This is a genomic window from Hymenobacter monticola, assembly GCF_022811645.1.
Lineage (GTDB): Bacteria > Bacteroidota > Bacteroidia > Cytophagales > Hymenobacteraceae > Hymenobacter > Hymenobacter monticola.
On sequence record NZ_CP094534.1, the window covers coordinates 5,361,420 to 5,382,740 of the forward strand.

Below are 21,321 nucleotides of genomic sequence, written 5' to 3' on the forward strand. Positions count from 1 at the left end.
ATGACAAGGAAGCGCCGTATTGGATGGGCCGTGAACTGGGCCGTGAGCTGCCTGCTGCTGGCGGCCCAGCCAGCGAGTGCCCGGCCGGTGGCACCCACCCCGACCCAGCTGCTGGCCGACAGCCTGCGCCAGCTCCCGCGCTGGCCGCTGGCCCGGCAGCAGGCCCTGTCCCAAACCCGGCTGCTGCCGGGTTCCCCGTTGGTGCCGGTGGCGCAGGACTGGGTGAGCCGCCGGGGCCAGGGGCTGGCCCGTGATGTGTACTGGAACCTGGAAATGGCCCTGGGCCGCTACTACATCGACGCCAACCAGCCCAGCAAGGCCGTGCGCCAACTCCTGACCCTACGCCAGCAGTGCGGGACCGACTCCGCCCGGAGCAGCCTGGCCAACATGTGGCTCTGCTACAGCTACCTGAACCTGGGGCAGGTTGAGCGCAGCATTCCGTTTGGGCACGAAGCCATTCGGTGGTTTCCGCGCACCACGCCGGCCCCGCACAACCGGCAGGACATCTACACCATCCTGGCCGGGGCGGCCGTCGACGTGGGCAACCGGGCTCTACAGGAGCATTACCTGCTCAAATGCCTGGCGCTTGACGAGGCTTCGGGCGTGCCGCAGGACATCGGCATGGCTTACCTCTTGTTGGTGAACCCCGCCCTGGACCAGCGCCGGTACGCGCTGGCCCATCAGCGCCTCGATTCGGCCCGGCGGTACCTGCGCCCGCTCCGCGACGACGGCATTTTTGTGCTGGAGCGCCAAATCACGGCGCGGCTGGCCATTGCCGAGCACCGCTACCGCGCGGCCGAAGGGGTGCTGCGCGCCACCTACCCGCTCATGCGCAGCCGCCCCGTTTGGGAAGGCGAGGTGCTGAAGCTGCTGGTGCCCGCCTTGGTGGGCCAGCACCGCTACCAAGAGGCCCTGGTCCACCAGCAGCGCCTGGCCGAACTGCAGTTCGGGACCTTTGAAGCCACCGCCCACCGCCAGGCGCAGGAGCTGCAGGAAGCCTACGCCGCCAACGAGCGGGAGCGGGAAATTGCCCGCCAGCGCCAGCGCATTGGCCACTTGCAGGCCCAGGAGCAGCTGCAGGCCGCCCAGTACAGCCGCCGCCTGGCCTGGCTGGGCGCCGCCGTGCTGGCCGGGGCGCTGCTGCTCACGCTGGCCGGCGGGTGGTGGGCCGCCCGGCAGCGCCGCCTACGCGCCGAGCGCGAGGAACGCCTGCGCAACCGCATTGCCACCGACCTGCACGACGACGTGGGCACCCTGCTGGCGCGCGTGACCATGCAGGCCGACCTGCTGCGCCAGCAGGCCCCCGCCGCCGAAGGACCGGCCCTCGACCGCCTGCTGGCCAACGCCCGCGCCGCCGCCGGCACCATGCGCGACATCGTGTGGGGCATCGACACGCAGGCCGATGCCGTGAGCGCGCTGCTCGACCGCATGCGCGAGCACCTCGACCAGAGCGCCGCCGCCGCCGGCCTCAACACCCACCTGGCCGTGAGTGGCCTTGCCGATGAGCAGCCGCTGGCCTCGGAGCTGCGCCAGCATTTGTTCCTCGTTTTCAAAGAAGCCGTGACCAACGCCGTGCGCCACGCCCACGCCACCGACCTGTGGGTGACGCTGGCCTGGGCGCCCCACGAGCTATGCCTGGAGGTGCGCGACAACGGCCGCCCCGCCGCCCCGCCCGCTGCCGGCCGCCAAAGCAGCGGCCTGGGCCTGCGCAGCATGCGGCAGCGGGCCCAGGCACTGGACGGCACCCTGCAGGCCGCGCCCGGCCCCGAGGGCTTCATCGTGCGGCTGGTGGTACCGCTCAAAGTCGGCACGAGCATGACCGTGGCCAGAGCCGCGCGCTAAAGCGGATTTGAGCGTACTGAAGTCGATGTCCGGCTTTGGATTCGGTGTAAATTCGTGCAGGGACGGGGCCTGCCCCACCCCTACCTCCAACGACTCCGAAGCTACCTTGGATATGACGCAAAACGTCGGCCCTGACTTCCCCGGGGAGCCACGGCCGGCGGATGCTATTGCCACGGGCGCTACTTGTTGATGACCAGGCGACGCTGCGTGAGCAAGTTCCCCTGCTGCACTTGCAGCACGTACACGCCCGCCGCCAGAGCCGACAAATCGAGCACCGTGCGGCCCGAGGCCAGCCCGGTGCCGCTGTGCACGCGCTGGCCCAGCAGCGTGGTCACGGTCGTTTGCACGGGTTGGCTGGACGGCAGTCCGGTGGTTTCCAGCTCGAACCAGCCGCTGGCCGAAGGGTTCGGAAACACGCGCACGGCCTGGTCGAGGGCGGCCGAAGCGGCGGCCGACGTGGGGCCGCTCAGCACGGCTTCGAGCATGAACTTGCCATTGGGCGTGTTGGCGGCATCGTTGGGCACGGCCCCGGCGCTGGATACGAAAAAGAAGCTGTCGGAACGCAAAATGGCCTCGTTTTGGGTGCCGAGGGCGGGCGTGGTGCCGCCCGTGCTGGCCTGGACGATGCCCACCAGGAAGTCGCCGGCCGGCACACTCACCGGCGCGGTCAGCGGGAAGGTGTGCAGCGTGTTCTGGTCGGCCGCGGTGAGGACGTAATTGGCCGAGCGGGCCAGCACGGCGCCGGTGCTGCGGCTGAGCACCACCCCGTAGAAAGACGCGCCGGCGCCGCCCACCAGATAGGCCCGCACCGCCGCCACGGTGGCCGGCGCGCTGATGGTGAACCGGGCCGCCACCCCCGAGCCGTTGGTGGTGTTGACGATGCCCGCCGTGTTGGGCAGGCCCGGCGTGACGTAGGAAAACGTGGTGGCGGTGGTGAGCAGCGGCAAGGCGCTCACGTTGTTGCCGTTGTTGCCGTCGTTGGGCAGCGTGGCCGTCACGGTGTTGGCGCCTGCGATGGATACGGGCACGTTGGCGAACGTGACGACGGTGCGGGCGCCGGGCGCCAGCGTGGTGGCGGTTTGGGTCAGGGTCAGGGTGTTGGCGCCGGCCACGGTCAGCGTCACCACCGGGGCCGCGAGGGTGGTGGTGCCCACGTTGGTCACCAGGGCGCGCAGCGTGGCCGGCGAGCCGGGGGGCACGGCCAGCTGGTCGTAGCTGTAGAGGAACACGGCCGCGTCGTTGGGCACGGCGGCGGTGAAGCGGTAGGTGCGGCCCGCGTCGGGGCGCACGCTGCCGCGGGCGTTGTGGGTGTCGCTGCCCTGGCGGAACCCGGTCAGGCTCCAGGCATCGGTGGAGTTTTTGCCGGCCAGCACCAGGTCGGGGTTTGCCGCCGAATTGCCCTTCAGGCCGATGAGGATGTAGCGCAGGGCGTCGGGGCCGGGGCCAGCCGTGGCGGGGCCGTACACGAACTCAATCTGGTTGCTGCCCTCGTAGAGCTTCACCTGGAAGGAAAAGTTGTCGTACTGCGTGCCCAGGCCATTTTCGGGCTTGTCCTGCACGTTTTTCCATTGAATGGTGCACACCTGGCTGCCGGCCGTGCCGGTGGTGGCCACGCGGTATTCGGCCCCGGCGGTGCCGGCCCGCAGGTCGGTGTTGAAGGGCAGCACTACGTTGGTTTCCGAAGAAAACACCAGGCCGCCGGTGCCGGCGTCGGCCTGCGGCTGGGTGGCGAAGAACGGCCCGGCCGGCGCCACCGCGCCCAGCTTCAGAAAGCCGTTGGTATTCAGCACGAACTGCGTGAAACTCTGCCCGTTGTAAGCAAACGAAAAGCCGATGCTCTGCGCGGCGGAGTTGGCGTCGTCGAAATTGCCGCCGGTGCCAATGGCCGTGCCCGCGCTGCCGAGGTCGGCGTAGGTGCCGGCCACGTTCACGGCGTTGGCCGCGGCGTAGGGCAGCTGGGCGTGGGCCGCCGGGGCGGCGGCCAGGAAAAGCGCGGCGCCCAGCAGGCCGCCAGGCAAGGAGTAGCGTGTCATCATGCAATCAAAGAAATGAAGGTGGAATGATAAAACTTAGAGCTGCCCGCGGGCCGAACGGCTCATGAGCTCGGTGCGGCCGCTGACCTGCAGCTTCTTGTAGATGCGCTTGGCGTAGGTGCGCACGGTTTCGACGGAGAGGTCGAGCCGGGCGGCCACCTGCTTGTCGCTCAGGCCATCGACCACGGCCTGCACCACTTCGCGCTCGCGCTCCGTCAGCAAATCGGCCTGCACCGAGGGCGCGGGCTTGAAGTGGGCCAGTACCTTGCGGGCCACCGAGCGGCTCATGGGCGCGCCGCCGCGGTGCACTTCCAGCACGGCCTCCTTGAGCTCGGGCAAGGAGGTGTGCTTGAGCACGTAGCCGCTGGCCCCGGCGCAGAGGGCCTGGTAGATGCGGTCGGCGTCGTCGAACACGGTTTGCATGAGCACGTCGGCCTGGGGCAGGCGCTGCTTGAGGAGCGGCAGGGCTTCGAGGCCGCTCAGGCCGGGCAGGTGGATGTCGAGCAGCACGACCTCGGGGGCTTGGCGCACATCGGGCAGCTCGGCGAAAAAGGCCTCCACCGAATCGGCCAGCAGCACGCACTCGAACTCGGGCTGGGCGCAGAGGTAGCCGTGCAGCAGCTGGCGCAGCTCGGGGTCGTCTTCAACGATGGCAAGGCGGATACGGGGCATGGCACAAAGGTCTGGCAGGCGGAGAGCTCGGGCAATTTTAGGCATGTCCTCAAATGAGGTACGGCCCCGGCTTGCGGGCCGGCCGGGGCGGGCCGGAGCTTTGCCCCGCATTTGCCCTTCTTCCCTTTCGCTATTGCAGCTTATGAATAAATTCCTACGCGCCGCCGGCCTGTTGTCGGGCCTTTTATTTGGGCTGCGGCCCGCCGCCGATGCCCAAACCGCGGGCGGCGTGGGCATCGGCACGGCCACGCCCGATGCTTCGGCCCTGCTGGATTTGACCAGCACCACCAGGGGCCTGCTGGCCCCGCGCATGACGGCCGTGCTGCGCGCCGGCATTCAGGTGCCGGCCCCCGGCCTGCTCGTGTACCAGACCGACGGCGTGCAGCCGGGCTTCTGGTACTACACCGGCGCGGCCTGGACCTACCTCAACCCCGCGCCGGCCGGCGACAACCTGGGCAACCACACCGCCACCCAGAACCTGAACTTGGCCGACAAGCAACTGGTGGGCAACGGCGGCACGAGCGGCCTGGGCATCAGCAGCAGCGGCGACGTGGTCATCGGCACAGGCAGCCCGTTGGCCCCGCTGGAGGTGCGGCGCGACAACGCCAACGCTTACGCGCTGTTCCACGACCCCTTTGATGCTTACTTCTCCTTCGGCCAGGACCGCAGCGACAACAACAACATCAAAATATCGGACGGCAACGGCTTCAGCAACGGCGTCAACTACCTCACCATTGCGCGGGCGTCGACCAACGTGGGCATCGGCACCACCGCTCCCAGCCAGAAGCTGGAGGTGGCCGGGCAGGTTTACAGCAGCACCGGCGGCTTCCGGTTTCCCGATAACACGGTGCAAACCACCGCCGCCGCCGTCCCTGCCCCGCAAACGCTGACGTTGAACGGGCAGCAGCTGAGCATCAGCGGGACGGGCGGCAACTCGGTGACCCTGCCCAGCGCCACGCCCCAGACGCTGACGCTGAACGGGCAGCAGCTGAGCATCAGCGGGGGCAATGCGGTGACCCTGCCCACCCCGGCCGGCGACAACCTAGGCAACCATACCGCCACCCAAAACCTGAACCTGGCCAATAAGCTGCTCGTCGGAAACGGCGGCGCGAGCGGCCTGGCCATCAGCAACGGCGGCAGCGTGGGCATTGGCACCACCAGTCCGGCTGCTTCGGCCCTGCTCGACATCTCGTCAACGACGAAGGGTCTGCTGCCGCCGCGCCTGACCGAGGCGCAACGCGATGCCATTGCCAACCCGGCCCCAGGCCTGGAGGTATTCAACACGACGGCCAACACCCTAAGCCAGTGGGACGGCACCCGTTGGGTAAACTACCTGAGCTACTCGGCATCCAACACGGTAGCCAGCACCACGTTTAGTTTTCAGAATAACGGCAATAGGTATACCTACCAAGTACCGCTCGGGGTGACGCGCCTGGCCGTAGACATGGCCGGCGGCGTCGGCGGCGGCAGCGTCCTCGGCACTCGCGTTGTGAATGGCGGCAAAGGGGGACGGGTGCAAGCCACATTGACCGTGACGCCGGGCCAGCTGCTGACGATTTACGTGGGCGGCAGCGGCACGGGAGTCAGCAACAATGGGGGGGTATCGGATTTGGCGGCGGAGCCAGCGACATCCGGGCGGGCGGCACCGACCTGGCCAGCCGCGTGCTGGTAGCGGGCGGCGGGGGCGGCGGGGGCAACCCTGGCCCGTATGGCCCGGGCCTGGGCACGGGCTACGACGGTGGCGGCGGCGGTGGAACCACGGCCCTCGACGGCCAAGCGCTGGGCGGCGGGGGCGGCACCGCCAGTGCGGGCGGCGCGGGCGGGGCAGCCCCATACTCCTATAGCGGCGGCAACGGCAGCATCGGCCAGGGAGGGATGGGAGGCCGGGACCAGCCCGGTTCCCCCAGCGGCAGGGGCGGCGGCGGCGGCGGCGGCTATTACGGTGGCGGCGGCGGGGCCTACGAACCGTCCAGCGGCTCGGCCGGCGGCGGCGGCGGCTCTTCCTACGCCAACCCAACGATGACGACCGGGGTGGTGCATACACAGGGCTACCAGAGCGGCAATGGCTACGTCACCATCACCCCCGGCCCGGGCGTGCCGGCACCCGTGCTGAACGGGGCCAACTTTCAAAATGTGGCCGGCGACAACCTGGGCAACCACACCGCCACCCAGAGCCTGAGCCTGAACGGCAACGCCATCAACTTCGGCACCACCACCCAGCAGATGCTCAACCTGTGGAACGCCAACTACGGCATTGGGGTGCAAACCAACACCGAGTACTTCCGTTCCGCCGACTCATTTGCCTGGTACAGCGGCGGCAGCCACAACGATGGCCAGTTCAATGCCGGCGGAGGCACCACGCAGATGGTGCTGCAAGCGGGAAAACTCGGCATCGGCACCGCGGCCCCGGTTTCGGAGCTCGACGTGCCCAACGGCTCGGTGCACCTGCCCGGCGACTCGTGGATTCGGTTCTCCGGCAACAATAAAAACTACCTGCGCGGCACCACCATCCTGGCCGACGACGCGCAGGGCGGGCGCGTGGGCATCGGCACGGCCGACCCGGTTTTTCCGCTCGACGTGCAAAGCACTGTCACGCCGGGCAACTACCCGTACGCCTTCTACGCCGTGGCGGGCAACGGCGCGGTGTCCACGGGTTCGACGGGCGGCAACACCGGCCCGGTGAGCATCCGCGCCACCGGCCGCGTGCTGGCCACCGAGTTCAAAGCCACCTCCGACCGCCGCCTGAAAACCGTCATCGGCCTGAGCGACCGCGCCGCCGATTTGGCCTTGCTGAATAAGCTGCGCATCACCGACTACACCATGCGCGACCGGGTGCAGTACGGCAGCCGGCAGTTCAAGAAAGTCATTGCCCAGGAAGTGGAGCAGGTGTTCCCGCAGGCGGTGAACCAGCACACCGGCTTTCTGCCCGATGTGTACGCGAATGCCGTGAAGGCCGAAACGCAGGCCGACTCGCTGCTGGTGCTGACGCTGCGCGCCGCTTTGGCTGCGAAGCCGGGCCAGCGCATCAGGCTCATCGCCAAAACGGGCGAGACTACCGGCACGGTGAAAACCGCTCGCGGCAACACGCTCGTGGTGCGCGGCGCGCAGCAGCTGGCCGGGCAGGAAGTGTTTGTCTTCGGCCTGGAGCACACCGACGTGCGGACGGTGGACTACGAGGCCCTGGCCATGCTCAACGTGAGCGCCACCCAGGAGCTGGCCCGCCAGCTGGTCGAGCTGCAAAAACAAAACGCGGCTTTGAAAGCTGATGCCGCCGGCAGCCGCGCTGACTTGAAGCAATTCAAGGCCGAAGCCAGTACCCAAACCGCCGACCTCGCCCAGCGCCTGCAAGCCCTGGAGAACATGCTAGGCGCGAAAGCTTCGGTGAAATAATGCGCCGGCTACCCACTCCTGCCGCCGTGGTACTGGCCCTGACGGCCGCCGCGGCCCACGCCCAAAGCCTCACCAACACCGGCACTCCGCTCACGGTGGAAGCCGGCGCCGTGCTCGTCGTGCCCGGCGCGCTCGATAACCAGGCCGGCGCCACGCTCACCACCGGCGGCACCGTGCAGGTGGGCGGCGACTTCCGCAACGCGGGCACCGTGGTGCCGGCCAGTGGCAAAGTCGTCTTTGCCGGCACTGCTGACCAGACGCTGACGCCCGGCGGCGCCACTCTGGCCAAGGTGGAAGTGCGCAACACCGGCCCGGCCGGCAACAACCGCGTGCTGCTGCCCACCGACCTCACCGTGAGCCAGCAGCTCATCCTGACCAGCGGCCTGCTGCGCACCGACCCCGCTGCCACCCTGCTCCTGCCCGACGGCGCTACCCTAAGCGGCGAAACCACCGGCCGCTATGTGCAAGGCAATCTGCGCGTGGAGCGCGCCAACGTGAGCGGCAGCACACCCATCGACTTCGACAATAGCCTGACGTTGAGCCCTAACGGCAACGCCCTCGGCACCGTGCGCGTGACGCGCACCGCCGGCCTGCAAACGGCAGGTGTGAGCTTTGATACTAACCCAGCCAACGCCGCCCAGAAAAGTATCGACCGCGTCTGGACCGTGACCGCCGACCAAGCCCCCACCGCCGCCGTGGAAGCCCCCCTGAGTTGGCTGGCTGATGATGACAACAGCCTGACTTTTGGACAGGGCCAGACGTACCGGGTGCCGGGTGCCAGCGCAGCCTGGCAGGCGCTAAGCAGCCCGGCCAACGGTGCGGCCCGCAGCCTCACGGCCAGCACCGGCAGCCTCGGCCGCTTCACGGTGAGCACGGCCTCGGCGCCGCTGCCGGTGGAGTTGCGCAGCTTCACAGCCGAGCGCCGGGGGGCTGATGGACTGTTGCGCTGGGCCACGGCTTCGGAGAAAAACAACGACCGGTTTGAGGTGGAAAGCAGCGCCGACGGGCGCACGTTCCGCCGCATTGCCACGGTGCTGGGCGCCGGCAGCAGCACGCAGCGCCACGACTACGCGCTGCCGGACCCCAACCTGGCCCGCTACGCCGCCGACTTGGTGTACTACCGCCTGCGGCAGGTGGACCGCGACGGCACGGCGGCCTACTCGCCGGTGCGCACCGTGCAGGTGCCGGCCGAAACGGGCTTTGCGGCGCAGGCCTATCCCCAACCTTTTGTCAACGAACTCACACTGCTGGTGCGTACTGGCGAGGACGGGCCCGTCGTCGTCTTGGCCTACGATGCGGTGGGGCGCCTGCTGTTCACGCACCGGGCAGCGCTGGCGGCCGGCACCAACACCGTGCCGCTGCCCCAGGCGGCGGCCTTGCCCACGGGCGCTTACATGCTCAGCATCACGCAGCAACGCTACCATCGCACCCTCAAAATCATTCGCGAATAACGCTAACCGTTTCCTTTTCAACTCATGAAATCACTTTTACCCACCCTCGCCCTGCTCGCCGCGGGCTTTTCGGCCTCGGCCCAAACCGCCATTACGCTCACGCAAAGCAACTTCCCGGCGGGCCCTACCAACAGCCTCTACTACGCCGCCAACTTGAGCGGCGTGACGCGCCCCACCACCGGCGCCAACCAGGCCTGGGACTACCGCAGCCTGACTTCCGCCGGGCCTACGTTCGATATTTACAACCCGGTGCCGGCGGGTTCGCCATTCCCCACGGCCACGCGCGTAGTGCCCTACACCGTGACGCTGGGCCCGCTGTCCGTGCGCGGTACCACTTACCAGGCCCTCACAAGCGCCGGCCTGGTGGAGTTGGGCTCGCAGCTGGCGGTGCAGCGCTTCGGCCTCGGCGCCCTCACGGGCAGCCCCACCGACTCGCTGGTGGTGCCCGCCCAAACGGTGTCGTTGAACAACCGCGTGGAGGTTGCCTTCCCGCTCACGGCCGGCTCCGTGACGCGGCAGCAGAGCCGCACGGGCACCGTGGGCCTGCTCACGGTGGGCCTGGTGGGCCTGAACCGCACGCCGCTGCAGCTGGTGCAGCGCGTGAGCCGCGTCGACAGCGTGGCCGGCTGGGGCACGGTGCGCATTCCGGCCGGCACGGGGGGCACGGCCGCCATTCCGGCGCTCATGCGCCGCACCCGCATTGTGGAGGTCGACAGCTTCTACTTGGGTGGGCAGCCGGCGCCGGCCGCGCTGCTCGGCGCGCTGGGCGTGCAGCAGGGCGCCACGTTCGGGGTGTTCTACGACTATTTCTACCGGGCCAATTCCGGCCAGACGCTGCTGGAGTTTAACTACACCACTTCCAGCTTCCAGACCCTGAGCGCCGTGTATTACTCCCGCGAAGCCAACCTGCCCCTGACGGCCCGCACCGCCCTGGCCACCGAGTTGGGCGGCCTCCGCGCCTACCCTAACCCCGTGGGCCACGGCCCGCTCACGTTGGCCGCCGGCAACGGCCGCCGCGAGCCGTTGCGCCTGACCGTGCGCGACGTGCTGGGCCGCGCCCGGGCCACCGCATCGGCCACCACCGGCCAGCCCACCGACGTGCTCGCGGGCCTGCCCGCTGGCACCTACCTGCTGGAGGCAGAAGGCGCCAACGGCGCCCGCAGCACCGTGCGCGTGGTGCGCGAGTAGCCGGAGCCAGCACCCCAAAAAGCCCGCCCTGAATGCCAGCGCGGGCTTTTTTGTTGTAAGCCCCGCGCCGACAGTGAGCCCAGGGTTATTGCCCGCTGATTTCAGACACGCCCCAGGCGGCCACCTTTCCAAAAGGTAGCCATTTCACGCAGTTCACGAGTGCTTCGCGAAGCGGCAGCGGCTGCATTGCCAGCGCCCCGCCGTCGACCACCGCTGGCTGCTCCGGACGACGAGCCTCCGGGTCGTGGCTTGCCGGGCCGGCTCCTGCTTTTATATTCGTCCAAACGCTGTGCAGCAGGGTTTCTTTACCATTTCCGATGACCAACTCCCTACGCCGCCACCAAGTCCGGGTTTTAGGTGCTTTGCTCGTGATGGTTGCGGTGTACCTGCTGAAGGACGGGCTTCTTTGGTGGCTCTCCAAGCACGGCCTGCTCGAGGTGTATGTGCCGGCCCGTTTGAGTTTTGCCCAAGCGCTACGAGCAAACGAGGCCGTAGTCAACGGCCTTTTTCTGTACGAAACAGGAAATATTTTACTCTGCGTGTGGCTCATCAACTCCCTTGAACAAGCCCCCGGCTTTTTGGCGCACCTGGTCAAGGGCCTGGCCTATTTGCTGGCCACCATCTACGTGGTAGGCCTGACCCTTTCGTTTCTGCCGGCTTTTTTGCCCCGCTTTCCCATCGGATAAGTATCTGGGGCTTTCACGGCCCGCCTCTACGCGGCCGGGCTGCTGTTAAAGCAGCGGGCTGTTATTTGATGCGTAGCCGTGGGCATCAACGCCTCGCTTTCAGCCCATTAACGCCAGCAAGCCCACAATGCCGCCCCCAAGCATGGCAAACGCCGAGAAAATGGTAGCCAGAATGAACAGCACCATTTTAAAGCCCGCGGCCGGAATGATGCGCAGCTGGTCGCCGGGCTCGAACTGGGCCGCGCCGGGGTTGCGCAGCTCATATTCGCCGGCCATGCTGGCCCGGAAGGTATCGAAGCGCAGCGTGGTGTCGCCGCCCAGGTTGCTGCGCTTCACGTAGCTCAGGCGCGGGGGCGTGAGGTGCTGCGTGGCGCCGCCGGCCAGGGCCTGCACCTCCAGCACCACGGGCGGCAGCGTGAACAGCCGCCCCCAGCGGCCGGGCCGCGTGCAGCCCACCTCGTACTGCCCGGGGCGGGTGAGGGTGAAACGAAAAACGGGCTCAGCAGCCGAAAACGTGAAGGCGTTTTCGGCGGGGCTGAACAGGCGCAGCAGGCCGCGCACGCTGTACACAATCCCCACTAGTCCCAGCAGGGCCAAGGCAAACAGCGGGAAGGCCAGCCACGCGGGCAGGGCGGGCGAAGCGGCCTCGACAACAAGTAGTAGCATAGCGCGATGAAATATCAGTTTACAACCATTTCAAAGGAAAGCCGGCTCCCGGTAGCAGGGTGCAGCGCCACCAAGCCGGGCGGCCCCACCGAAGCAGCCACGGAAACAGGAGCCGCCCAGAGTCCCGCCCGCGTGGCGTAGTCCCCGCCGACCGTCAGCGGCCGCACCGCCCCTTCAGAAACAGCGCATAAAAAACAGCAAACAAGGATACTCCGAACTAACGACTTACAGCTCCTTCACCGGAACAACGCTCATTCAACCAATTAATGTGTTGAATGGGCAGATGCCCTTTTCAAGCATTGGGTTGCCCAGTACCCAGCGCCAGCACCAGCGCCACCCGGCTGGGCAGGTAGAGGCTGAGCTGGTGCTCGTACGTCTCGTACTCGAACGCCTCATCGGGCCGGTCGAAGCCGCCGAAGCGGGCGTTGTCGCTCGAGAGCACCACGCGGTACTTTCCTTCTTCCGTCACCCAGAAGCGGTAGTCGGTCAGGCTCTTTTCCACGTGCAGGTTCACGATGAATACCAGGCCGCCGCGCTCGAAGGCCAGCACCTGGTTTTCCTCGTCGTGCTTGAGCAGCGTGGCCGGGCCGGCTGCCAGCAGGTGCCGGGCTTTGGCCAGCTGAATCAGGGCCTTGTCGAAGGCGCCCATCTGGAAGAATTTCAGGTCGGGGTTGTCGCCCAGGCTCCACTGGCGGCGGGCAAACTGGTAGCTCCAGCCATTGCCCTCGCGCGGGAAGTCGACCCATTCGGGGTGGCCGAACTCGTTGCCGATAAAGTTGAGGTAGCCCTCCCCGCCCGCCGAGAGGGTGAGCAGCCGGATGATTTTGTGCAAAGCCAGCGCCCGCGCCGCGCCGGGGTCGCCGTCCACGTTGTGCATGTGGGCATAGATGGCGGCATCAAACAGCCAGTGAGCCAGCGTCTTGTCGCCCACAAGGGCCTGGTCGTGGCTTTCGGCGTAGGCAATGGTTTTCTCGCCCGCGCGGCGGTTGATGAGCGTGTGCCAGAGGTCGCCGAGGGGCCAATGCTCGTCGGGCGTGTGCTTGAGCAGCTTAATCCAGTAATCGGGAATGCCCATCGCCAGGCGGTAATCGAAGCCCACGCCGCCCTCCTTGATAGGCCGGCACAGCCCCGGCAGCCCGCTCATGTCCTCGGCTACCAGGATGCTGCCTTTCTTGAACTCGTGGGCCAGCGTGGTGGCCAGCTGCAGGTAGAGAATGGCGTCCTCGTCGGCGGCCGGGCCGAAGTAGTTGTCGTAGCCCACGAAGGCCACGCCCTCGCCGTGGTGGTGGTAGAGCATGCTCGTCACCCCATCGAAGCGGAAGCCGTCGAAGTGAAACTCTTCCAGCCAGTAGCGCACGTTGCTCAGCAGAAACTGCTGCACCTCGGGCCGGCCGTAGTCGAAGAGTTTGGAATCCCAGCCGGGGTGGTTGCCGCGCTCCCCTTTATGAAAGTAGAGGTTGCCGGAACCGTCGAAGTCGGCCAGGCCCTCGGCCTCGTTTTTCACGGCGTGCGAATGCACCACATCCAGCAGCACCGCAATGCCGCGCCGGTGGGCTTCGTTGATGAGAAACTTCAGGTCCTCGGGCGTGCCGAAGCGCGAGCTGGCCGCGAAAAGATTGGCCACGTGGTAGCCGAAGGAGCCGTAGTACGGGTGCTCCTGCACGGCCATCAGCTGAATGGTGTTGTAGCCGGCGGCTTCGATGCGGGGCAGCACGTTTTCGGCAAACTCCCGGTAGGTGCCTACGCGGTTTTCCTCGGTGGCCATGCCTACGTGGGCTTCGTAAATCAGCGGCTCCTTGCCGGCCGCGGTGGGTTTAAACTTCTGGTCGGTCCAGGCAAAGGGCGTTTCGGGCCGCCATATTTGGCCGGCAAAGTCCTTGGTTTCCTCGTCCTGCACGGCGCGGCGCAGGGTGGCGGGCAGGCGGTCCTTGCCCTGGCCGTTGGCCACCACGTGCACCTTGAAACGGCTGCCGTGGGCCAGGCGCTGGTCGTACTCGGCATCGGGCAAAAAGGCTTCCCACACACCGTAGTCCAGCTTTTGCAGCGGGTTGGCGCCCCGGTCCCAACCGTTAAAATCTCCAATCAAAGCCAGATACTCCGCCCCCGGCGCCCACTCGCGGTACACCCAGCCGCCGCGGCCGGCGTCGTGGTTGAGCCCCAGCTGCTGGTGGGCGGTGGCGTAGTTCAGCAGGGAGCCGTGGTACTGCTCGATTTCGGCCAGCCGGGCCTGCAGGCGCTCCTGACGCTGGCGCAGCACGGGCTCGTAGGGCGCCAGCCAAGTGTCGTTTTTTACCAGGGCCAGCGGGGCGGGCTTGCGGACTTTGGCGGTAGCGGGGGCAGCGGGTTTCGACTTGGCCATAATATGGAGAGGTTTGGGTCAAATGTAAGGCGATGCGAAATTGAATCGGTAAGGGAGTTAAGGTCATCTGTCATCCTGAGCGCAGCGAAGGACCTTACCACGTTTAAAGGAGTTGTTCAAGCGCGAGAAGGTCCTTCGCTGCGCTCAGGATGACAGACATGTTGTTTTTCAGGATAAGAGGATTGATTTGCGACCAGCCATAAGCTCCTTCGCTTCGCGCAGAACGACGGCCGTCGGCAATTGCCCCGCCTTCATCGCCTATTACATTGCCCAGCGGCATTATTGCCGTTATTTTGCTCCATGTTGAAACGTTTACTTGCCATTCCGCTGGCGCTGCTGCTGGCTTGCTCGGCCGAGCGGCCCGTCACGTCCACTTCGCGCGCTTTTGAGGGCTCGTTGGGCACGCCCATTCCCAAGGCGGCGGCACCCAAGCTGGCCCGCTACGCCATGGTGGTGTCGGCCCACCCCGAGGCTTCGCGCATTGGCACCCAGATTCTGCAGCGCGGCGGCAACGCCTACGACGCGGCCGTGGCCGTGCAGTTTGCCCTGGCCGTGGTGCTGCCCACGGCCGGCAACATTGGCGGCGGGGGCTTCCTGCTCTACCGCGACCGCAACGGCTCGGCCGGCTCGCTCGACTTCCGCGAAACGGCCCCGCAGGCTGCTACGCGCGACATGTACCTCGACAAAAGCGGCAATGTGGTGCCCGGCTTGAGTACAGCCGGCGCGCTGGCCGTGGGTACGCCCGGCACCGTGGCCGGCATGGCCACCCTGCACCGGCAGCTGGGCAAGCTCTCGTGGCCCGCGCTGGTGCAGCCGGCCATTGCCTTGGCCACCAAGGGCTTCGCCCTCACCACCAAAGAAGCCGCCGGCCTGAACCGCGTACGGGCCGATTTTGAGAAGTACAACCCCGGCAACCCGCCCGCTTACGTGCGTCCCGGCGGCGGCGAATGGCAGTCCGGCGACACGCTGCGCCTGCCCGAGCTGGCCCGCACCCTCACCCGCATCCGCGACCAGGGCCGCGCCGGTTTCTACCGCGGCGAAACCGCCCGCCTGCTGCTGGCCGAAATGAAGCGCACCGGCGGCCTCGTGAGCCAAGCCGACCTGGATGGCTACCGCGCCAAGTGGCGCGAGCCCCTGCGCGGCCGCTACCGCGACTACGACGTGATTACGATGCCCCCGCCCAGCTCCGGCGGCGTAGCCTTGCTGCAAATGCTGCAAATGCTGGAGCCCGTCGACCTGGCCCAGGCCGGCTACCACACGCCCCTAGCTGTGCACTTCCTCACCGAGGCCGAGCGCCGCGCCTACGCCGACCGCGCCACCTACCTCGGCGACCCCGACTTTGGCTTCGTGCCCACCCAGAAGCTGCTCGACGTGGACTACAACCGCCAGCGGGCTGCCTCTATGCGCCCCAAGGGCCGGGCCTCGGCCAGCTCGGAGGTGACGGCCGGCGCCAATCTGCCCGGCTACGAAAGCGACCAAACCACGCACTACAGCATCGTGGACGCCCTCGGCAACGCCGTGAGCTGCACCACCACCCTCAACGGCGGCTACGGCAGCCGCGTGGTGGTGCCCGGCGCCGGCTTCATTCTCAACAACGAGATGGACGACTTCTCGGCCAAGGCCGGCGTGCCCAACTCCTACGGCCTGGTGGGCGGCGCCGCCAACGCCATTGCCCCCGGCAAGCGCATGCTCAGCAGCATGACGCCCACCATCCTCACCCGCAACGGCCGCGTGGCCCTCGTGACCGGCACGCCCGGCGGCAGCACCATCATCACCAGCGTGTTGCAAAGCATCGTTGGCATTGTCGACTACGGCCTGAACGCCCAGCAAGTCGTGACGGCGCCGCGCCTGCACCACCAGTGGCTGCCCGACGTGCTCGACGTGGAAGCCGGCGCCCTGCTGCCCGCCGCTCAGGACACGCTGCGCGCCCGCGGCTACCACCCCCAGCCCCGCTTGCCCTGGGGCCGCCTCGACATCATCCACGTGCTGCCCGACGGCACCCTGGAAGGCGGCGCCGACCCGCGCGGCGACGACACGGCGCTGGGGTATTGATTGAGTTAAGAGTTGCAAAAAAGCCCGCCGGACTATTCCAGCGGGCTTTTTTAATGTTTACCTAGCTTGGCGAGCAATGTAGAGACGCATATTTGCGTCTTGTCGTCTGCGCCGTGCGACGGATGTCGTTCAATGACGAGACGCAAGTATGCGTATCTACTGCGTTCTAGCGCGCAACGGCCGTGCTGGCTACGTGGCGCAGGTTGCCGGCGGCGGCAATCAGTTTCTGGCTGATTTCGCGGGCTTTGTCGCCTTCGCCGCTGAAGTTGTGGGTAGTGAGGGCCGACTGGGCGGTGAGTTCGCCCAAGGTCTGGAAGGCTTCGGCCATGCCGGCGGGGTTGTTGCCTTCGATGTGGCGGCGCAGGGTTTGCAGCTCGGCCACGATGGGGCGCAGCACGGGCTGGTCGATGGCGCTGAGGTGGTTAATCCAGCTGTCGATGTGGTTGACGCCCGTGCCGGGGTCGCCCTGGAAGCCCTGGCCGGTGGCCTTAAACAAGGTCTGGATGCTGGATTCTACTTCGGAAATGAAGCTCATGGAAACGAAAATTGGAGATGAAGAAAGTAAACCGGAACCGGCCGAAGCTTTTGCGCTGGTAGTCAGTATTTGGTAGTCAGTAGTCGGAGCGAATGGCGTTCACGTCCGACTACTGACTACCAAATACTGACTACTCCATTGAATCCTTCGGCGCCCAAAGATAACCGGGCCGGCGGCTAGTTTTCCTCGCCCGGGTGCAGGGCCTGCACGTCGGGGTGGTTGTAGTTGACCACAATGACCGAAAACGGATGCGGCTCGCCCTCGCGCTTCTCGATGCGCAGCGTACCGGCGTCGCGCAGGTGGTTGAGCAGGTCGCGGCGCTCGTAGTCGGGCAGCTCGGGCAGCTCGTCGGTGAGCAGGCGCATGAACGGGCCCAGCCACAGCTCGGGCACGCGGCGCTGCTGCTTGGCCTCCAGCTTCTGGAATTCGCTGAGGATGAAGGCCAGCGTGCGGCGCTCAATCTCGCGTGCCAACGGGCGAACGGGCGCAAAATCCGGCACTTCCTCGCTGAAGCGGGGCGCGGCGGGCCGGGCCGTGGCCGGCACCACGGGCCGGGGCGCCCCGGCCGAGGGCACCGGCACGGGCATCATGGGCCGGGGCAGGGCCTCGGGCGTGGCAGCGCGGGCGGCGAGCGCGGCGGCCGAGGGCACGCCGGCCAGGCCCTGTTCGCGCAGGCGACGGCTTTCCTCCTGCAGGCGCAGGCGGTCGGCGCGGCGCTTTTCAAGCTGCTCCACACGCTCGGTGCCCAGCAGGTCGCGGGCGTCGAGGAACTGGGCCGAGCCGATGTTTTGCAGCAAATCGCCGGACACGGATTCGCGGAAGCCGGCCACCAGCACCTGCCGGGCCTGGCGGCGCAGGTGCTGCAGCACAGGAATGTAGTCGCGGTCGCCGGCCACGAGCACAAAGGTGCCAATGTCAGGCCGGGTGTACATCACCTCCAGCGCGTCGATGCAGAGCTGCATGTCGGCGGCGTTTTTGTGGTCGGTGCCCAGCACGTTGCGGGTGCTCACGCCCATCAGGTAGAGGGCGCCCTGCGGGGCAGTGGCCAAGCGCTCAAAATCGGCGTAGGCGTAGCTGATGAGCGAGTCGAGGCCCTTGCGGCTCAGCTCCTCCCGCAGCGAGCGGATGATGTCGAGTACGTAGTCGTTGAGGTCGGGCGGGTCGTGGAAATGATTCTTGAGAAAATAATAAACATTCTCAAAATCAATGAATACCGCGGCGTAGGGAGATGTTGTGGGCTTGGACAACATGGGGCAAAAAGATTGATTCTAGACACGGAGAAACAGCTCTGTGGGTAGACCAGAACATTTTGCAGCGCGCACCCAGCCGGCAAAGGAGCCGCGCCGTGAGTCCTTGGAAAGCAGGGACAACGGCTTGTCAATGGTGGCGAATTTGCCAGCTTGTGCGTTATTTGACCGGATGAAGGTACGACACCTGGCTTCTACTGCCGCGGCGTGGCTGGCGCTGCAGTTTTTCCTTTGCCCGGCGGCGCACGCCCAGCGCGCCGACAACGGCCGGCCCGTGCAGGACCCGTTTGGGCGGCGTGTGGTGCCGGCGCGGGCGGTCCCGGGCGGGCGGTACCGGTCGCATTCCTTTCGCAGTGGCATGCTCATCATCGATGCTACTGACGGGAGCACCATCCGGGTGCGGCCCTGGGACCGGCACGTGGTCAGGGTTGAGTATATTGCTTCAGGTCAGCACAGTTACCCAGATTCGACTGCCGAACGGGCAGTAGCGGTGATGCAACGGCCCAACACCGGGGTGGTGCCCGGCGCTAACGTCGACAACCTGGACGGCAAAGTGCTGGCCCGGCTGGTGCGCAACGGCCGCCAGCAGCTCGTCTTCGCGCTGCCAGGCTCGCTTTCCTTCCGGGCAGTAGTGCACAAAAACCCCTTGCGCGTGAGCATTGTGGATGGCGCCGACACGCTGGTGTCGGAACTGACGGGAGCTTTTCGTCGGGTCGCCACCAGGGCCTCCCCCCCGGAAGCCTCCGCAGCTGAGCCCGGCGGCGCAGGCGTGCGCTTCCGCCTCGCGCCGGGCGAACAGCTCTACGGCACCGGCTCGCGCGCCCTGCCCGTAGACCGGCGCGGCTACCGGCTGGAGCTGTACAACCAAGCGCACTACGGCTCCCAAAACAACGAGCCCAACCTGAATATTGCCCTGCCCACGGTGCTCAGCAGCCGGGGCTACATGCTATTTTTCGACAACCACGCGCCCGGCTACCTCGACCTAGGCAAGGCTGATAAAAACGTGCTCGAATACGGCGGCGAAGGACTAATGTCGCTTTCCTACTTCGTGATAACAGGCCGCAACCAAGCCGAAATTCTGGGACGCTACACCACCCTCACGGGCCGGCAGCCGCTGCCGCCGCGGTGGGCGCTGGGCCTCATTCAGAGCCGGTTCGGCTATAAAAGTGAAGAAGAGATGCAGCAGGTGGCCGCCCGCATGCGCCGCGAAAACTTCCCGCTCGATGCGCTGGTGCTGGACTTGTACTGGTTTGGCGGCATCAGGAAGCAGGGCGATTTTACCTGGGACCGGTTTCATTTCCCCGACCCTGCGGGCCTGATGAGCAGCCTACAAAAGCAAGGCGTAAAGACGGTTCTCATTTCGGAGCCTTACGTGATGCGTACCTCGCGCAACGACTCAACCGTGCGGACGCAGGGGCTGGTGGGCACCACGGCGGCGGGGCGGCCGTTCACGGTGGGCTCGTTCTGGGCGGGGCCGGCCAGCATCCTGGACGTGTTCAAGCCCCAGACCCGCAACTGGCTGTGGGGCTACTATAAAAAGCTGCACGAGCAAGGCGCGGCCGGCTGGTGGAGCGACTTGGGCGAGCCCGAAAACCACCCCGTGGCCATGCAGCACGTGTCCGGCCAGGCCCGCGCCGTGCACAACGCCTTTGGGCAAAGCTGGGCCGGCATTTTGCGCGAAGGCTACACCCGGGATTTTCCGGAGGAGCGGCTGTTCAACCTGGCGCGTTCGGGCTGGGCGGGCATGCAGCGCAATTCCGTTTTCCCGTGGTCGGGCGACATCAACCGCTCCTGGAGCGGCTACCAGGCCCAAGTGCCCGTGATGCTGGGCATGGGCCAGGGCGGCGTGGGCTACATGCACTCCGACGCCGGCGGCTTCTGCGTGGGCGGCCTCGACCCGGAGCTGTACACGCGCTGGCTGCAGATGGCCAGCCTCGGCCCCATCCTGCGCCCGCACGCCTCAGAGGTGCCGCCCGAGCCGTACTTCTACCCCGACCCTTATAAAAGCAGCGTGCGCGACGCGGTGCATCTGCGGTATCAGTTGCTGCCCTACCTCTACACGCTGGCTTGGCAGAACACGGCGCGCGGCCTGCCGCTGGTGCGGGCCATGGATTTTAACAGTGGCTATGGGAGGACCCCGCCCCCGCCGCCTTCCAAAGCCGAATACCTGGCGGAGATAGATGCCGCCGATGGCTGGGGAACGCCACCGGATAGAGAGCATTTCTACCGGGACGTCGTCACCAGTGCCCTGTCTGATTCGGCGGTTAAAGCATTGGCGAGGGCCAACGACCAGTACCTCCTGGGCCCCAACCTGCTGGTGGCACCGGTGCTCCACCCCAGCCAGCGGCGCCGCAACGTGCAGCTGCCCAGCGGCAACTGGATTGACTTTTACACCAATCACACCTACGCCGGCAATAGCGTGGTGGGCGTGCCCGCCCCGCTGGCCCACGCGCCCCTGCTGGTGCGCGGCGGCGCCTTTCTGCCGATGACGGCCTACCGGCCCAGCACCGCCCTCTACCGCCCCGATACCCTGCTGCTGCGCTACTACCCCGACCCCAGCGCGTCGGAATCGGAATTCACGATGTACGACGACGACGGGCACTCGGCCCAGGCCCTGGCCCGGCGGCAATACGAGACGCTGACCATGCGCGGCTTCTGCACGCCGGAGCAAACCGACGTGCTTTTGAGCAGCCACGGCGAATACCCTGGCCAGCCGGTGTTCCGCTACCTGCGGCTGCTGGTGCAGCGGGTGGCCGCGCCGCCCACGGCCATTTTCTTCGACGAAAAGCCCGTGCCGGCCGAAGGCTACGCTTATGACCCGGTGAAGCACGAGCTGGAAGTGCATTTCCTGATGAATGCGGGCGTGGCCGTGAGCATGCGCGGCCTGCGCATCCTCACCGCCTCCGTGGCCGACGCCGCGCCGGAAACCCTGACGCTGGAAGCACCGGATAGCCGCAGCTTCGGCCCGCGCGGCACCACCTTGCATTACACCCGCCACTCCCCTAGTCCTGTCGAGGCGCAACTACTTATTCGCAACGCGCAAGGCCAACCGGTGCGGGCACTGCCGCTGGTGCCCGCGCCCGGCCCTCACGCCCTGGCCTGGGACGCCCGCGATGGCAGCAACCAGCCCGTGCCGCCCGGCGTGTACACGGCCGAGGTGGCTGGCCAGCACCAGCGCCTAATTGTGACGCGCTGAAAAC

Annotated in this window: 14 protein-coding genes; 8 read left to right on the forward strand and 6 right to left on the reverse strand. The window is 66.9% G+C overall.

The genetic code is table 11. The features are described from left to right. Nucleotides 1-1,842 (forward strand): sensor histidine kinase, encoded by a 1,842-nt coding sequence (locus tag MTP16_RS22435; RefSeq protein WP_243514260.1) that lies wholly within the window; start codon nucleotides 1-3, stop codon nucleotides 1,840-1,842. Between the two features lie 179 nt (nucleotides 1,843-2,021). Here the strand turns inward: MTP16_RS22435 and MTP16_RS22440 are convergent, their stop codons facing one another. Together MTP16_RS22440 and MTP16_RS22445 are read right to left on the reverse strand one after the other, a co-directional pair. After that, nucleotides 2,022-3,878: a T9SS type A sorting domain-containing protein gene (locus tag MTP16_RS22440; protein ID WP_243514264.1), complete on the reverse strand. Its 1,857-nt coding sequence runs from the start codon at nucleotides 3,876-3,878 to the stop codon at nucleotides 2,022-2,024. Nucleotides 3,879-3,911: 33 nt separating this feature from the next. After that, nucleotides 3,912-4,547, reverse strand: a complete 636-nt coding sequence (locus MTP16_RS22445) for a response regulator transcription factor (RefSeq protein WP_243514268.1) — start codon at nucleotides 4,545-4,547, stop codon at nucleotides 3,912-3,914. A 142-nt stretch (nucleotides 4,548-4,689) separates the two neighbouring features. Between MTP16_RS22445 and MTP16_RS22450 the strand changes: the two genes are divergently transcribed. From MTP16_RS22450 to MTP16_RS22470, 5 genes are all read left to right on the forward strand, one after another. Next, complete coding sequence (locus tag MTP16_RS22450) at nucleotides 4,690-6,219, forward strand: hypothetical protein (protein ID WP_243514270.1); 1,530 nt, start codon at nucleotides 4,690-4,692, stop codon at nucleotides 6,217-6,219. Further along, entirely contained in the window at nucleotides 6,177-7,937 is a 1,761-nt protein-coding gene (locus MTP16_RS22455) for a tail fiber domain-containing protein (protein ID WP_456237613.1), read from the forward strand. Before MTP16_RS22450 ends, MTP16_RS22455 begins: the two co-directional genes overlap by 43 nt. Then, nucleotides 7,937-9,388, forward strand: a complete 1,452-nt coding sequence (locus MTP16_RS22460; protein WP_243514271.1) for a T9SS type A sorting domain-containing protein — start codon at nucleotides 7,937-7,939, stop codon at nucleotides 9,386-9,388. The genes MTP16_RS22455 and MTP16_RS22460 overlap by 1 nt, the downstream gene beginning before the upstream one ends. A gap of 24 nt (nucleotides 9,389-9,412) precedes the next feature. Continuing rightward, on the forward strand, nucleotides 9,413-10,576 hold the full coding sequence (locus MTP16_RS22465) for a T9SS type A sorting domain-containing protein (RefSeq protein ID WP_243514272.1): 1,164 nt from the start codon (nucleotides 9,413-9,415) through the stop codon (nucleotides 10,574-10,576). A gap of 317 nt (nucleotides 10,577-10,893) precedes the next feature. Further along, nucleotides 10,894-11,262 carry a hypothetical protein gene (locus MTP16_RS22470; RefSeq protein ID WP_243514275.1) on the forward strand — a complete coding sequence of 123 codons (369 nt, stop codon included), beginning with the start codon at nucleotides 10,894-10,896 and terminating at the stop codon, nucleotides 11,260-11,262. A 99-nt stretch (nucleotides 11,263-11,361) separates the two neighbouring features. Here MTP16_RS22470 and MTP16_RS22475 read toward each other — a convergent pair whose 3' ends face one another. Then, nucleotides 11,362-11,928, reverse strand: coding sequence for a hypothetical protein (locus MTP16_RS22475; RefSeq protein ID WP_243514278.1), 567 nt, complete (start codon nucleotides 11,926-11,928; stop codon nucleotides 11,362-11,364). A gap of 292 nt (nucleotides 11,929-12,220) precedes the next feature. Next, nucleotides 12,221-14,287 (reverse strand): alpha amylase C-terminal domain-containing protein, encoded by a 2,067-nt coding sequence (locus tag MTP16_RS22480; protein WP_243514281.1) that lies wholly within the window; start codon nucleotides 14,285-14,287, stop codon nucleotides 12,221-12,223. A gap of 300 nt (nucleotides 14,288-14,587) precedes the next feature. Between MTP16_RS22480 and ggt the strand changes: the two genes are divergently transcribed. Further along, on the forward strand, nucleotides 14,588-16,339 hold the full coding sequence (ggt, locus tag MTP16_RS22485; protein ID WP_243514284.1) for a gamma-glutamyltransferase: 1,752 nt from the start codon (nucleotides 14,588-14,590) through the stop codon (nucleotides 16,337-16,339). Between the two features lie 166 nt (nucleotides 16,340-16,505). Here ggt and MTP16_RS22490 read toward each other — a convergent pair whose 3' ends face one another. Together MTP16_RS22490 and MTP16_RS22495 are read right to left on the reverse strand one after the other, a co-directional pair. After that, entirely contained in the window at nucleotides 16,506-16,874 is a 369-nt protein-coding gene (locus MTP16_RS22490; protein WP_243514287.1) for a hypothetical protein, read from the reverse strand. A 176-nt stretch (nucleotides 16,875-17,050) separates the two neighbouring features. Further along, complete coding sequence (locus MTP16_RS22495; protein ID WP_243514289.1) at nucleotides 17,051-18,124, reverse strand: NYN domain-containing protein; 1,074 nt, start codon at nucleotides 18,122-18,124, stop codon at nucleotides 17,051-17,053. Between the two features lie 169 nt (nucleotides 18,125-18,293). Between MTP16_RS22495 and MTP16_RS22500 the strand changes: the two genes are divergently transcribed. Beyond that, nucleotides 18,294-21,317, forward strand: a complete 3,024-nt coding sequence (locus MTP16_RS22500; RefSeq protein WP_243514292.1) for a TIM-barrel domain-containing protein — start codon at nucleotides 18,294-18,296, stop codon at nucleotides 21,315-21,317. The last annotated feature ends 4 nt before the right edge of the window (nucleotides 21,318-21,321 follow it).